Consider the following 12,737-nt stretch of genomic DNA (forward strand, 5'->3'; position numbering starts at 1 on the left):
GGGGTCTTCCGGTTCGAGAGGGGTTGTCGATGGCGACGATGCAGGCGATGGTGGCGACGGGTCTCGGCGGGATCGAGGTGCTCGAGCGGGCCGAGGTGCCGATGCCGGTGCGGGCGAACGCCGAGGTGATCGTCAAGGTCATGGCCGCCGGCGTCAACCCGATCGATGCCAAGACCCGCGCGGGCCGCGGCGTCTCCGCCGCGATCGACCGCTTCCCCGCCGTGCTCGGCTACGACCTCGCCGGCGTCGTCGTCGAGTCGCCCTACGAGGCGCACCCCCTCACGCCCGGCACCCCCGTGTACGGCATGACGATGGTGCCCCGGTTCGGCGGCACCTACGCCGAGTACGCCGCGGTGCCCGCCGCGTTCCTCTCCCCCAAGCCGAGCTCGCTGAGCTTCGACGAGGCCGCCGCCCTGCCGCTCGCCGCCCTCACCGCCTGGGGCATGGTCGTCGACGTCGCGCGGGCCCACGAGGGGCAGCGGATGCTCATCCACGCCGGCGCCGGCGGTGTCGGGCACCTCGCCGTGCAGCTCGCGGCGTACTTCGGCGCCGAGGTGATCGCCACCTGCTCGACCCGCAATGTCTCGTTCGTGCGCGAGCTCGGCGCCGCCCGGGTCATCGACTACACGCAGCACCGCTTCGAGGAGGAGGTCTCGGGCGTCGACGTCGTCATCGACCTCATCGGCGACGCCCACGACGGCACGGGCACGCGCTCGCTGCAGGCGATGCGCCCGGGCGGGCTGCTCGTCAACGCCCCCACGGGCAGCTGGCCGACCGTCATCGACGACGCCGCGGCGGCCGGGATGCGCGCCACCGGGTACAAGGTGGCGCCGAGCGCGGCGACCCTCGCCGTCATGACCCGCATGATCGAGGCGGGCGACCTGCGCGTGCACGTCGACCGCACCTTCCCGCTCGCCGAGGTCGCCGACGCGCACACCCTGCTCGAGGAGGGGCGCACCCGCGGCAAGCTCGTGCTGCACGTGTCCGACTAGTCCGTCCGCGCACGACGAAGGCCCCGTCTCACGACGGGGCCTTCGAGGTGGTGCGGGACTGACTAGAGCGCGTTGACGTCGAGCGGGATGCCCGGGCCGAACGTGGTCGAGACGGTGCCCTTGTGCACGTAGCGGCCCTTCGAGCTCGAGGGCTTGAGGCGCAGCACCTCGTCGAGCGCGGCGCGCAGGTTCTCGTTGAGCTGGTCCTCCGAGAACGCGGTCTTGCCGATGATGAAGTGCACGTTGGCGTGCTTGTCGACGCGGAACTCGATCTTGCCGCCCTTGATCTCGGTCACGGCCTTGGCCACGTCCGGGGTCACGGTGCCGGTCTTCGGGTTGGGCATGAGGCCGCGGGGGCCGAGCACCTTGCCGAGTCGACCGACCTGGCCCATGAGCTCGGGCGTCGAGACGGCCGAGTCGAAGGCGGTGTAGCCGCCGGCGACCTTCTCGATGAGCTCGGCGCCGCCGACCTCGTCGGCGCCGGCTGCGATGGCCGCCTCGGCCGCGGGGCCGGTGGCGAACACGATGACGCGGGCGGTCTTTCCGGTGCCGTGGGGCAGGTTGACGGTGCCGCGCACCATCTGGTCGGCCTTACGGGGGTCGACGCCGAGCTTGAGCGCGACCTCGACGGTCGAGTCGAACTTCTTCGAGCCGGTGTCACGGGCGACCGTGACGGCCTCCGTGGGGGTGTAGAACTTGCCGGCCTCGATCTTCTCGGCCGCGGCGCGGTACGCCTTGGACTTCTGTGCCATGTTGATGCTCCTGTGCTGAGTTCGCGGTGAATCGTGAGCCTGGCTGGCTCTCCCGCTGAGTGGAAAAGGTGGGGTGGCGCTGACTACTCGACCGTGATGCCCATCGACCGGGCGGTGCCGGCGATGATCTTCTCGGCCGCGGCGATGTCGTTCGCGTTGAGGTCGGCCTGCTTCTGCTCGGCGATGGCGCGCACCTGCTCCTTGGTGAGCTTCGCGACCTTGACGGTGTGCGGGGTAGACGACCCCTTCTGCACGCCGGCGGCCTTCTTGATGAGCTCGGCCGCGGGGGGCGTCTTGAGGATGAACGTGAACGAGCGGTCCTCGTAGACCGTGATCTCCACCGGGATCACGTTGCCGCGCTGCGACTCGGTCGCGGCGTTGTAGGCCTTGCAGAACTCCATGATGTTCACGCCGTGCTGACCCAGCGCGGGACCAATGGGCGGGGCGGGGTTCGCCGCGCCGGCGTTGATCTGCAGCTTGATCAGGCCCGTGACCTTCTTCTTCGGTGCCATGTCGTCTTCCTTCGTGTCGTGCGGCATCCGCGGTGGATGCTGCGCTCCCGCCTGCTCGCCCGTTGCGAGCCGCGGTAGTGATGGGGGGCCGCGAGGGCCCAGGGGAGTCTAGACCATGCGGCGCCGGGCGCCGATGGTCGGATCGTGCGGGGGCTAGAGCTTCGTGACCTGGTCGAAGCTGAGCTCGACCGGGGTCTCGCGCTCGAACAGCGAGACGAGCACGATGAGCTTGCCGCTCTCGGGCTTGATCTCGTTGATCGTGCCGGGGAGTCCGGCGAACGAGCCCTCCTTGATGGTGATCGTCTCGCCGACCTCGAAGTCGATCTCGGCGGGGATCGAACGGGGTTGCTGGCCGCCGCCGCTCTTGCCCGAGCCGGCCTTGGCCGGGGCCTCGGCGATCTGCACGGTCGACTTCAGCATGTTGAAGGCCTCGTCGAAGCGCAGCGGCGTCGGGTTGTGGGCGTTGCCGACGAAGCCGGTGACGCCGGGCGTGTGGCGCACGACCGACCAGCTGTCCTCGTCGAGGTCCATGCGCACGAGCACGTAGCTGGGGATGCGCACGCGGTTGACGAGCTTGCGCTGGCCGTTCTTGATCTCGACGACGTCCTCCATGGGGACCTGCACCTCGTGGATGCCCTCCTCCATGTTCATGGAGATACGCCGGTTCTCGATGTTCTGCTTCACGCGCTTCTCGAAGCCGGCGTAGGAGTGGATGACGTACCACTTGCCGGGCTTCATCCGGAGCTCCATCTTGAACTCCTCGTAGGGGTCGACCTCGACCTCCTCGGCCTCCTCCTCGGCGGCAACCTCCTCCGACTCGTCGTCGGTGGCCTCGGCGGCGGCGTCGGCCTCGGCGGCGGAGTCGATGTCGAGCGCATCGTCGACGACCGCGTCGGCCTCGGGGTCGGCGGCGGTCTCGAGCGCGTCGAGCAGGCCCTCGAGGTCGGGCTCGTCGTCGTCGACGACGTGCATCGCGGTGTGCTCGGCGGCGTCGGCGCCGTGCGCGTCGGCGTCGAGCGAGTTGCCCTCCTGGGCCTCGTCCTCCTCGGACGACTGCTCGGCGGCGGTCGCGAGGTCGATGTCGCGGCGGTGATCCTCAGACACGGGGTTCTTCTTTCGATTGGGGGCGGTGACGGCAGGCGTGCGGCGGCGGGGGCGCTAACCCCCGGTGACCGCCGTGCCGTCGCCGAAGACGTAGGAGACGAGCGCGCCGAACAGCAGGTCGAGCCCGCTGACGAGCGCCATCATGATGACGACGAACACGAGCACCAGCAGGGTGTAGTTGATGAGCTCGCGCCGCGTCGGCGTGACGACCTTGCTGAGCTCGTTGACGACCTGGCGCAGGAACAGCGCGATGCGGCCGAACGGCCCGCGCTTCTCGGCGCGGTCCTTCTTCGCCTTGGCGACGATGTCCTCGTTGGGATCGTCGATCACATTCCTGGCCACGTTCGCACTACCTTCCACCAGCGGATGCCGGATCGTCATCCGGCCGTAACAGCGAACCCGGGGCGCCCCCACCGCGATGGTGGGAGTCGCCCCGAGCCGATGCATGTGCAGGGCGGACAGGACTCGAACCTGCAACCTGCGGTTTTGGAGACCGCTGCTCTACCAATTGAGCCACCGCCCTCGGCGGGATCGAACCCCTGCGAACCTCCGTCCCCCCACCCCTCATCCCGATCGTGAGATCGGAGCGGATGGACGGCGCGACGAAGCTTGGCAGAGTTCGACTACCGCCCTCAGTGTAGGTGACGCCGATGGGCGAGTCCAACCGGCCCCCGGCGGCAGCGGGATGCCCGTCGCTAGACTCGGCCGCGTGACCGCAGACTCCTCCCGCATCTCCGCCCGCATCGCCGCGATCAGCGAATCCGCGACCCTCAAGGTCGACGCCAAGGCCAAGGCCCTCAAGGCCGCGGGGCGCCCCGTCATCTCCTACGCCGCCGGCGAGCCGGACTTCGCGACCCCCGAGCACATCGTCGAGGCCGCGGTGGCCGCGGCCCGCGATCCGAAGAACCACCGGTACACGCCCGCGGCGGGCCTGCCCGAGCTGCGCGAGGCCGTCGCCGAGAAGACGCTGCGCGACTCCGGCCTCGAGGTCGGCACGGGCCAGGTCATCATCACGAACGGCGGCAAGCACGCCGTCTTCCAGGCGGTGGCGACGATCATCGGCGAGGGCGACGAGATGCTGCTGCCCTCCCCGTTCTGGACGACCTACCCCGAAGTCGTGCGCCTCGCCGGCGGCGTGCCCGTCGAGGTCTTCGCCGGCAGCGACCAGGGCTACCTCGTCACCGTCGAGCAGCTCGAGGCCGCGCGCACCCCGCGCACGAAGGCGCTCATGTTCGTGAGCCCCTCGAACCCGACCGGCGCCGTCTACAGCCCCGAGCAGACCCGGGCGATCGGCGAGTGGGCGGCCGAGCACGGCATCTGGGTGATCAGCGACGAGATCTACCAGGCCCTCACCTACGACGGCGAGCGCGCCGTCTCGATCGTCGAGGCCGTGCCCGAGCTGGCCGACCGCACGATCCTCGTCAACGGCGTCGCGAAGACCTACGCGATGACCGGCTGGCGGGTCGGATGGATGGTCGGGCCGAAGGACGCGATCGCCGCGGCCTCGAACCTGCAGTCGCACCTGTCGTCGAACGTCGCCAACGTCTCGCAGCGCGCCGCGCTCGCGGCGCTCACCGGGCCGCAGGACGCGGTGGCGACCATGCGCGAGGCCTTCGACCGGCGGCGGCGCGTGGCGGTCGCCGAGCTGAACCGCATCCCGGGCATGGTGACGCCGACCCCGACGGGCGCCTTCTACGTGTACCCCGACGTGACGGGGCTGCTGGGCCGCGAGTGGCACGGCGTGACGCCGACGAGCTCCCTCGAGCTGGCCGACCTGCTGCTCGAGCAGACCGAGGTCGCCGCCGTGCCCGGTGAGGCGTTCGGGCCCAGTGGGTACCTGCGGTTCAGCTACGCGCTCGGCGACGCCGAGCTGCTGGAGGGCATCCAGCGCCTGCAGCGCTTCTTCGGCGTCGAGGCCTGACGCTCCGTCGAGCGCTGATGCCGGTGCGTCGGCGCGCCCCGCGGCGGGGAGCGCCGACGCTCGAGCGTCAGGAGTTCGCGGCCGCGTAGGCCTCGCGGATCTCGGTGGAGATGCGCCCCCGGTCGCCGACCGCGTGGCCGTTGGCCTGCGCCCACTCGCGGATGGCCTGGGTGTCGCTCGACCCCGAGGCGGCGCGCTTGCGCGGCGCGGCACCCGCGGTCGAGGCGGCGCGGCGCGATCCGGCGCTGCGGGCCTTCGCCACGAAGGGGGCGAGCGCCTCGCGCAGCTTCTCGGCGTTCGCGGCGGTGAGGTCGAGCTCGTACTGCCGGCCCTCGTGCGCGAAGGTGACCGTGCCGCCCTGGCCGTCGCCGATGATGGTGCCGTCGAGGTCGTCGACGAGTTCCGTGGTGATGCGCTTCATGATGACTCCCGGTATTCGATTGATCGGTTCCTGCGCAGATTTATTCGGCTTTTCGCGGATGCTCCGACGGAGTTTCTCGCGAGGCGTTCCCGACCATTAGCGGGAGAATGCACCGAGCAACTGCGCTCGCGATTATGGCAGGAGAAACGCGGCATTAGCGCGTGAATTCCCCATAATCGCAGTAGTGGATAGAACTCGCGGAATCGGCGCATCCTCGCCCGGTCGTTGCCGCGCGCGCGCCGCGCGGGGGAGAGTGGGCGCATGACCGAATCCGAGACCGTCGTCGACGTGCACGAGCTGCGCAAGACCTACGGCACCGCCACCGCCGTCGACGGCGTCAGCTTCACCATCGGCCGCGGCGAGACCTTCGCGCTGCTCGGCCCGAACGGCGCCGGCAAGTCGACGACCATCGAGATCCTCGAGGGGTACCGCCGGCGCACGGGCGGCGAGGTGCGGGTGCTCGGCGAGGACCCCTCGCACGCCGGCCTCGCATGGAAGGCGCGGCTCGGCATCGTGCTGCAGTCGAGCGGCGAGCAGGGCGCCGTGACCGTGCGCGAGCAGCTCGCGCACTTCGCGAGCCTGTACCCGCACCCGCGCGACGTCGACGAGGTCATCGCCGCGGTCGGGCTCGAGGCCAAGGCCGGCGCGCTCATCCGCACGCTCTCCGGCGGGCAGCGGCGCCGCGTCGACGTCGGCGTCGGCATCATCGGCCGCCCCGAGCTGCTGTTCCTCGACGAGCCGACGACGGGGTTCGATCCCGAGGCCCGCCGGCAGTTCTGGGAGCTCGTGCGCACGCTGCAGGGCGAGGGCACGAGCATCCTGCTCACCACCCACTACCTCGACGAGGCGGCCCAGCTCAGCGACCGGGCCGGCATCATCGCGGCCGGCCGCATGGTCGGCATCGGGCCGATCGGCGAGATCGGGGGGCGGGATGCGCGCACGCCGATCGTGCGCTGGATCGAGCAGGGCGTCGTGCGCGAGGAGCGCACCGACTCCCCCGCGGCCGTCGTCGCGCACCTGACGCAGCGGCTCGGCGACGAGCCCGAGGGCCTGGAGGTGATCCGCCCCAGCCTCGAGGACGTCTACCTCGACCTCGTCGGGCGCGAGCACGCGGACGAGCTGAGCGGGGCATCCGCGTGACCGCCGCGCGCACGGCCGGGAGCACGGGCCTCGGCAACCCGATCGCCCGCACACTGCGGCTCGGCCTCGGCCGCATCCGCTACGAGGTGCGGGCCTACTTCCGTCTCGGCGACACCGTCTTCTTCACGTTCCTGTTCCCCGTCGTCATGCTCACGATCTTCTCCGTCTCGTTCAGCGAGGCGAGCTTCGGGCGCACGGCCGACGGCGAGGACATCACGGCCTCGTGGTTCTACCTGCCGGCCATGCTCGCCGCCGGGGTGCTGCTGTCGGGCATCCAGAACCTCGCCGTCGACATCGCGATGGAGAAGTCGGACGGCACGCTCAAGCGCCTCGCCGGCTCGCCGCTGCCGGTCGTGAGCTACTTCATCGGCAAGATCGGGCAGGCCTTCGTCACCGGCGCGCTGCAGGCCCTGCTGCTGCTCGGGCTCGGCTTCACCGTCTTCGGGGTGCCGCTGCCGCCCGCCGACCGCTGGGGCGTGTTCCTCGGCGTCTTCGTCTTCGGCGTCATCACGAGCGCCGTGCTCGGCATCGCGCTCAGCTCGGTGCCGCGCTCGGGCAAGAGCGCGACCGCCGTCGTCATCCCCATCGCGCTCGTGCTGCAGTTCATCTCGGGCGTCTACCTGCGCTTCAGCGACCTGCCCGAGTGGCTGCAGTCGATCGCGAACGTGTTCCCGCTCGCGTGGATGGCTCGGGGCATGCGCAGCGTGTTCCTGCCCGACGAGCTCGAGATGCTCGAGACCGGCGAGAGCTGGAACCTGCCGGGCGTCGCGATCGCGCTGGGCATCTGGCTCGTCGTCGGCATCGTGCTGAGCCGGGTGACGTTCCGCTGGATCCGGAAGGACGGGTGAGCGCCGCCCCCGCCGTCGCTACAGCTCGACGCCGATGAGCACCGGCTCGGGCTGCAGCACGACGCCGAAGCGGCCCATCACCCGCGTCTGGATGTAGCGCGCCAGCTGCGCGAGCTCCTCCGCCGTCGCCCCGCCCGCGTTGACGAGGGCGAGCGTGTGCTTCTTCGACACCGTCGCGCGCGACCCCGGCAGCGAGAAGCCGCGCGGGATGCCGGAGCGCTCGATCAGCCACGCCGCGCTGAGCTTCACGTGCCGGTCGATCGGGGGGGGAGGCGGCGCGGGCTCGGCGCCGAGCGGCACGGCGAGCGCCGGGGCCGGGGGCTCGACGGGGAACCGCGGCACCTCGGCCGGCAGGCCGCGCGCGAACGACTCGGAGACGATCGGGTTGGTGAAGAAGGATCCGGCGCTCACCGAGCAGGGATCGTCGGGGTCGAGCACCATGCCCTTGCCCGCGCGCAGGGCGAGCACGGCGGCGCGCACGCCGACGAGCGGGGCGCGGGCACCGGCATCCACCCCCAGCGATTCGGCGAGCTGGCCGTAGCGCACGGGCATGCCGAGGCCGCCCTCGTTCCGCTCGAGCGCGATGTCGACGCTCAGTACGACGCTGCGGCGCTCGTACTTGAGGATGCTCGAGCGGTAGCCGAGGCGCAGCGCGGGCGCGGGCAGCCGCACCCGCTCGCCCGTCTCGTCGTCGAGCACCTCGACGGCGATGAGGCTCTCGGCCATCTCCTGGCCGTAGGCGCCGATGTTCTGGATGGGGGCGGCACCCGTCGATCCCGGGATGCCCGACATGGCCTCGAGGCCCGCCCAGCCCTGCTGCACGGTGTACTCGACCAGGGCATCCCACGGCTCGCCCGCCTGCACGCGCAGCCGCACGGGGCGTCGGGAGCCGTCCGCGTCGGGCAGGCGCTCGATGCCGCGCGTGCCGATGCGCACGACCGTGCCGTCGAAGCCCTCGTCGCCCATCACCACGTTCGAGCCGCCGCCGAGCACGAGCCAGGGCTCGTCCGCGGCCTGGGCCTCGAGCACGGCGGCGACGACCTCGTCGCTCGTACTCGCCTCGACCAGGCGCGCGGCGGGGCCGCCGAGACGCAGGGTCGTGAGGGCGGCGAGCGGGGCGTTCTCGGTGACGGTCATCGTGATCTCGGGGCCCGCCGGGTCAGAGCGCGGTGACGCGCACCTGCGCCTTGCCCAGCACGGTGCCGCCCGCGGCGCTCACCGCGAGGTCGATGCGGGCGCCGGCCTCGTCGACGGCGCCGACGGTCGCGCGCACGGTGACGGTGGCGCCCTCGGTCGGGTCGACGACGACGGGGCGCGTGAACCGCACGCCGTAGCCGCTCACCCAGCCGCGGCCGTCGAGCCAGTCGACGACGGGCTGCACGGCGAGGCCCATGGTGAGCATGCCGTGCGCGAGCACGCCCGGCAGGCCCACCTCGGCGGCCACGTCGTCGCGGTAGTGGATGGGGTTGAAGTCGCCGCTCGCGCCCGCGTAGCGCACGAGCGAGCCGCGGTCGAGGGCGTACTCGCGCTCGGCCACGACCTGGCCGACCTCGAGCTCGGGAAGGGCCATCAGACGTCGACCCCTCGCACCACGAGCGTCGAGACGGCGGTGACGACGGGCGCGCCGTCCGCGTCGACGATCGACGACTCGGCCGTCACCATGCTGTTGCCGCCGAGGCTCTTCACGCTCGTGACGCGCAGCGTGGCGGTCAGCTCGTCGCCGGCCACGACGGGGCGCGCATAGTCGAAGCGCTGCTCGCCGTGCACGACGCGGCTGAAGTCGATGCCGCCGTCGGGCTCGGCCAGCAGCTGCGCGAGCGTCGCCTCCTGCACCACGACAGGGAAGGTCGGCGGGGCGACGACGTCGGCGAAGCCGGCCGCGCGGGCCGCCTCGGGGTCGTGGTGGATGGGCGCGGTCGCGAGCACGGCGCGGGCGAACTCGCGCACCTTCTCGCGCCCGACGAGGTAGGGCGCGGTCGGCGGGAACGCGCGCTCGGTGAGGCTGGGATTCACGGGCACCGGCCCAGTCTAGAGCGGGGGGCGATACCGCCCCCGGTGTCAGTACAGCGTCTCGCCGAGCAGGCGGTCGAGCATCTCGCGGCCGACCGCGGCGAAGGCAGTGTCGCCGTGCTCGAGCGCCCAGACGATCGTCGCGACGGCGTGCGCGCCGTGGAACGCGTGCAGCACGGCACGGTCGAGGTCGTCCGGGCGGCGGCCGTAGCCCTCGAGGAACGCCTCGCGCAGGCCGGGGGCGTCGAGCCACTCGCGCTGCTCCAGACGGAACAGGTCGACGGCCCAGGGCTCGAACTCGACCGCCCCGAAGTCGATGAGGCGCACGTGCTGGTCGGGGCCGAGCATCCAGTTTCGGGTGGTGTTGTCGCGGTGGGCCGGCACGTGGGCGAGCGGCCCGAGGTCGAGGGCCGTCGCCGCCACGCGCCGGGCCGCCGTGAGCTCCGCCGCGGTGACCGCGCCGTCCGCGCGCGCGGCCCAGTACTCGAACTGGGCGATGAGCGCGTCGCCGAAGTGGTCGTTGACGACCGCGGGGGTCGACTCGTGCAGTCGGCGCAGCACCTCGCCCGCGCGGCGGTGGACGGCGGGGTCGTGCGCGGCGTCGGTGCCGTCGACCATCGCGCCCGGCACCTTGCTCAGCACGAGCAGGTGCAGGGCGTCGTCGCTCGCGACCAGGTGCGGGGCGTCGCCGCCGAGCGCCGGCACGTACAGCTGCATCGCCTGCAGCTCGCGGTGGTAGTTGCGCTCGGTGCGCTGCCACTTCACGATGCTGCGCTCGTCGTGGCGGGTGCGCACCTCGAGCACCCGGGACTCGCCGTGCGGCCACGACAGGTCGGCGACGACGTCGAGCGGGCCGAGCACCCGCGAGACGCGGTCGAGGATCTCGGCGTCGGAGGCGAGCTGCTCGCTCAGGGCCTCGGGGGTTCGGTACACGCGGGCTCCTCGTCGAACGGGCGGGCGGGGGTCGATCGGGGTCGAGCGGGCGGTTCGGCCGGATCAGGCTCGAGACGGCGAAAGCCCCGGATGACCGTCAGCGGTCGTCCGGGGCTTCGCTCGTTCAGCGGGGGTCGAAACCTACTGGCAGCTCTCGCACTGGAGCATGTCCATCGGGTCGACGGGCACGGCGTAGCCGCCGATGGTCTCGTTGTCGTTGTCCATGGGGACCTCCTTCGTCGTGCTGCTGCGTGGTGCTGCGGTCTGGGGTTCACCGGCTGTTCGTCGGTGGAGTCACACTATATAACGGGAATGACAGGGGTGTCATTCCCCTACATCTAGTGTTTTCGGCGTGTCGCGCGATTTCTCGCGGATGCTCGGCCGCGGTCGTTCGGAGCACCGCGGCGTGTCGCGATCTCGCAGGCCCCCGCCGTAGCCTGGAGCCCAGCCCTCCTCGAGACCGAAGGTCGTCATGCGCATCTGGGACACCCGCGCCGCTCGGGCCGTTCGCGCGGCGCTCGGAGCGCGGCTCGGGCGCATCCCGGCCGACGCCGCACCCGCGACGACGCCCGGCGACGGGCCCGCCGGCGCCCCCGACGGGGAGCGCACCGACGAGGACTTCGAGCAGCTCGTCCACGAGGGCGCCCTCGTCGCCCTCTCGGCCGTGCGCCTGGCCACGAAGAACGGGCTCATCCTCTCGACGCTGCGCGACCGCACGCCCTGGCGCGAGGAGCAGGCGATCGCGATCGCCCGACGCGCGCTGCTCGATCTCATCGACGAGCTCGAGGCCGACGCCGATCGCATCGAGATCGAGGCGCGCACCGCGGCCGCGGCCGCTCGCGCCGCCCGGGTGGCGAGCGTCTCGTCGCCGGGGTCACGCCGCTCGCGCACCGAGCGCACCCGCCTGCGCAACGAGGTGAAGCGCCTGGACGCGCGCGAGCGCTCGATGCGCGGCGTCGTCGCGCGGCTGCGGGCGACCGCCGCCGACGATGCGCTGCGCCACGAGGTCGTGCTGCGCGCCCGAGACGACGCGCTCGGCGAGCTCGTGCACGCGCGCCTCATCCCCCGCGGGCCGGCCGTCGCGCTCTCCCCCGAGGAGGAGCGCGAGGCGATCGCCGGCATCAAGGCCGACCTCGCCCGCCTGCTCGAGGACCACGAGGGGTACTGAGCGCCTGCCTGCCGCTAGCATCGCGATCGTGAGCGCGACCGAGGCCCTGTGGCAGTTCGCGATCGTCGCCGCCCTGCTGACGATCACGCCCGGCATGGATTCGGCGCTCGTGCTGCACGCGGCCATCCGGCACGGGCGCCGCGCCGCCGCGGCCGCCGGCGCGGGCATCTGCCTCGGCGCGCTCGTCTGGGGCGTCGCCGCGGCCCTCGGCCTGTCCGCCCTGTTCGCGGTCTCGGCCACGGCCTTCCTCGTGCTCAAGGTCGTCGGCGCGGCCTACCTCGTGTACCTCGGCGTGCGCATGCTGTGGTCGGCGCTGCGGGCCGCGCCCGTGAGCGTCGACGCCGTCGGGATGCCCGTGCCGAGCATCCGCGCCGCCGCTGCGAAGGGCGTGCTCACGACGCTGCTCAACCCGAAGGTCGCCGTCTTCTACATCGCCGTGCTGCCGGCGTTCCTGCCGCCGGATGCTCCTGCGGCCCTGTTCGGCGCCGCGCTCGCGGGCATCCACGCCGCGTTGAGCGCGGTCTGGTTCGCGGTGCTCGTGCTGGGCGCGCAGGCGCTGCGGCGCTGGATGTCGCGGCCGAGCACGCAGCGCGGCATCGACGTCGTGACCGGCACGGCCTTCATCGGCTTCGGCGCGGCCCTGGCCTTCACCGAGAAGTGAAAGGAAAACTTGTAGCGAGGGCGGGACTCGAACCCGCGACACCACGATTATGAGCCGTGTGCTCTAACCACCTGAGCTACCCCGCCGCGCATCCATCCCGCCAGAGCGGAGTGGACCAGGGCCCCGAGTCAGGATTGAACTGACGACCCCTTCCTTACCATGGAAGTGCTCTACCACTGAGCTATCGGGGCGCAACCGATCCCATCCGGGATTCGGCACCAGAGAAGATTAGCACCTGCGCGGGGCGGGTTCGACTCCGCCCGGGAGCCGGTGCG

The 12,737-nt window shown here is 71.9% G+C and carries 15 protein-coding genes and 3 tRNA genes; 6 read left to right on the plus strand and 12 right to left on the minus strand.

The window, feature by feature from the left end; genetic code table 11:
• The first annotated feature begins 29 nt into the window (after nucleotides 1-29).
• Nucleotides 30-992 (plus strand): NADP-dependent oxidoreductase, encoded by a 963-nt coding sequence (locus tag HGB54_RS11005; RefSeq protein WP_407663487.1) that lies wholly within the window; start codon nucleotides 30-32, stop codon nucleotides 990-992.
• Nucleotides 993-1,054: 62 nt separating this feature from the next.
• Here HGB54_RS11005 and rplA read toward each other — a convergent pair whose 3' ends face one another.
• The 5 genes from rplA to HGB54_RS11030 all read right to left on the minus strand — a co-directional run bounded on the left by rplA (nucleotide 1,055) and on the right by HGB54_RS11030 (nucleotide 3,883).
• Nucleotides 1,055-1,744 carry a 50S ribosomal protein L1 gene (gene rplA, locus HGB54_RS11010; protein WP_168916457.1) on the minus strand — a complete coding sequence of 230 codons (690 nt, stop codon included), beginning with the start codon at nucleotides 1,742-1,744 and terminating at the stop codon, nucleotides 1,055-1,057.
• An 83-nt stretch (nucleotides 1,745-1,827) separates the two neighbouring features.
• Nucleotides 1,828-2,256 (minus strand): 50S ribosomal protein L11, encoded by a 429-nt coding sequence (rplK, locus tag HGB54_RS11015; RefSeq protein WP_168916458.1) that lies wholly within the window; start codon nucleotides 2,254-2,256, stop codon nucleotides 1,828-1,830.
• Between the two features lie 153 nt (nucleotides 2,257-2,409).
• Nucleotides 2,410-3,360, minus strand: a complete 951-nt coding sequence (nusG, locus tag HGB54_RS11020) for a transcription termination/antitermination protein NusG (protein WP_168916459.1) — start codon at nucleotides 3,358-3,360, stop codon at nucleotides 2,410-2,412.
• Between the two features lie 54 nt (nucleotides 3,361-3,414).
• Nucleotides 3,415-3,702: a preprotein translocase subunit SecE gene (gene secE, locus HGB54_RS11025; RefSeq protein ID WP_168916460.1), complete on the minus strand. Its 288-nt coding sequence runs from the start codon at nucleotides 3,700-3,702 to the stop codon at nucleotides 3,415-3,417.
• A gap of 108 nt (nucleotides 3,703-3,810) precedes the next feature.
• A tRNA-Trp gene (locus HGB54_RS11030) sits at nucleotides 3,811-3,883 on the minus strand.
• Nucleotides 3,884-4,069: 186 nt separating this feature from the next.
• On the opposite strand from HGB54_RS11030, the gene HGB54_RS11035 reads away from it, so the two are divergent.
• Nucleotides 4,070-5,281: a pyridoxal phosphate-dependent aminotransferase gene (locus tag HGB54_RS11035; RefSeq protein WP_168916461.1), complete on the plus strand. Its 1,212-nt coding sequence runs from the start codon at nucleotides 4,070-4,072 to the stop codon at nucleotides 5,279-5,281.
• A gap of 67 nt (nucleotides 5,282-5,348) precedes the next feature.
• On the opposite strand, the gene HGB54_RS11040 is transcribed toward HGB54_RS11035, so the two are convergent.
• Complete coding sequence (locus HGB54_RS11040; RefSeq protein WP_228545810.1) at nucleotides 5,349-5,702, minus strand: histone-like nucleoid-structuring protein Lsr2; 354 nt, start codon at nucleotides 5,700-5,702, stop codon at nucleotides 5,349-5,351.
• 261 nt (nucleotides 5,703-5,963) lie between these two features.
• Between HGB54_RS11040 and HGB54_RS11045 the strand changes: the two genes are divergently transcribed.
• Nucleotides 5,964-6,842, plus strand: a complete 879-nt coding sequence (locus HGB54_RS11045; RefSeq protein ID WP_168916462.1) for an ABC transporter ATP-binding protein — start codon at nucleotides 5,964-5,966, stop codon at nucleotides 6,840-6,842.
• Nucleotides 6,839-7,690, plus strand: coding sequence for an ABC transporter permease (locus HGB54_RS11050; protein WP_168916463.1), 852 nt, complete (start codon nucleotides 6,839-6,841; stop codon nucleotides 7,688-7,690). Before HGB54_RS11045 ends, HGB54_RS11050 begins: the two co-directional genes overlap by 4 nt.
• 18 nt (nucleotides 7,691-7,708) lie before the next feature.
• Here HGB54_RS11050 and HGB54_RS11055 read toward each other — a convergent pair whose 3' ends face one another.
• The 4 genes from HGB54_RS11055 to HGB54_RS11070 are packed head-to-tail and all read right to left on the minus strand — an operon-like array spanning nucleotide 7,709 to nucleotide 10,633.
• Entirely contained in the window at nucleotides 7,709-8,827 is a 1,119-nt protein-coding gene (locus HGB54_RS11055; protein WP_168916464.1) for a UDP-N-acetylmuramate dehydrogenase, read from the minus strand.
• Between the two features lie 22 nt (nucleotides 8,828-8,849).
• A complete protein-coding gene (locus HGB54_RS11060; protein WP_168916465.1) occupies nucleotides 8,850-9,260 on the minus strand; it encodes a MaoC/PaaZ C-terminal domain-containing protein in 411 nt (136 codons plus the stop codon).
• Nucleotides 9,260-9,709, minus strand: coding sequence for a MaoC family dehydratase N-terminal domain-containing protein (locus HGB54_RS11065; RefSeq protein ID WP_168916466.1), 450 nt, complete (start codon nucleotides 9,707-9,709; stop codon nucleotides 9,260-9,262). Before HGB54_RS11065 ends, HGB54_RS11060 begins: the two co-directional genes overlap by 1 nt.
• Before the next feature lie 39 nt (nucleotides 9,710-9,748).
• The gene (locus HGB54_RS11070; RefSeq protein ID WP_168916467.1) at nucleotides 9,749-10,633 is read right to left on the minus strand and encodes an aminoglycoside phosphotransferase/kinase family protein; all 885 of its coding nucleotides are present in this window, start codon (nucleotides 10,631-10,633) and stop codon (nucleotides 9,749-9,751) included.
• 472 nt (nucleotides 10,634-11,105) lie between these two features.
• On the opposite strand from HGB54_RS11070, the gene HGB54_RS11080 reads away from it, so the two are divergent.
• A complete protein-coding gene (locus tag HGB54_RS11080) occupies nucleotides 11,106-11,801 on the plus strand; it encodes a hypothetical protein (RefSeq protein ID WP_168916468.1) in 696 nt (231 codons plus the stop codon).
• 28 nt (nucleotides 11,802-11,829) lie between these two features.
• Nucleotides 11,830-12,462 (plus strand): LysE family translocator, encoded by a 633-nt coding sequence (locus HGB54_RS11085; RefSeq protein WP_228545811.1) that lies wholly within the window; start codon nucleotides 11,830-11,832, stop codon nucleotides 12,460-12,462.
• Nucleotides 12,463-12,474: 12 nt separating this feature from the next.
• On the opposite strand, the gene HGB54_RS11090 is transcribed toward HGB54_RS11085, so the two are convergent.
• Both HGB54_RS11090 and HGB54_RS11095 read right to left on the minus strand, forming a co-directional pair.
• Nucleotides 12,475-12,548: transfer RNA gene (locus HGB54_RS11090), tRNA-Met, on the minus strand.
• Between the two features lie 33 nt (nucleotides 12,549-12,581).
• Nucleotides 12,582-12,653, minus strand: a tRNA-Thr gene (locus tag HGB54_RS11095).
• Nucleotides 12,654-12,737 lie beyond the last annotated feature (84 nt).

The organism is Microcella flavibacter (assembly GCF_012530535.1).
Taxonomy (GTDB): domain Bacteria; phylum Actinomycetota; class Actinomycetes; order Actinomycetales; family Microbacteriaceae; genus Microcella; species Microcella flavibacter.